Source organism: Veronia nyctiphanis, assembly GCF_004116385.1.
Taxonomy (GTDB): domain Bacteria; phylum Pseudomonadota; class Gammaproteobacteria; order Enterobacterales; family Vibrionaceae; genus Veronia; species Veronia nyctiphanis.
The window spans coordinates 1-207 of record NZ_PEIB01000126.1 but is presented as its reverse complement, the minus strand read 5'-3'; the positions used below and the strand labels follow the sequence as shown (position 1 = coordinate 207).

At 50.7% G+C, this 207-nt stretch carries 1 tRNA gene; it reads right to left on the bottom strand.

Features of this window, described 5'->3' with window-relative positions:
• Positions 1-53: 53 nt before the first annotated feature.
• Positions 54-129 (bottom strand) — tRNA-Ala (locus CS022_RS24695).
• Positions 130-207: the final 78 nt, after the last annotated feature.

The following is a 207-nucleotide window of genomic DNA, read 5'->3' as shown; positions in this document are numbered from 1 at the left end:
TTCTTTCGATTCACCACTTTCTAAATATTTTTAGTAAAAAAACACTTAGTAAGTGGTGGAGCTATGCGGGATCGAACCGCAGACCTCCTGCGTGCAAGGCAGGCGCTCTCCCAGCTGAGCTATAGCCCCATCGTGTATTCCTGTTTAGGAATAGTGGTGGGCGATACCGGGCTCGAACCAGTGACCCCCTCCTTGTAAGGGAGGTGC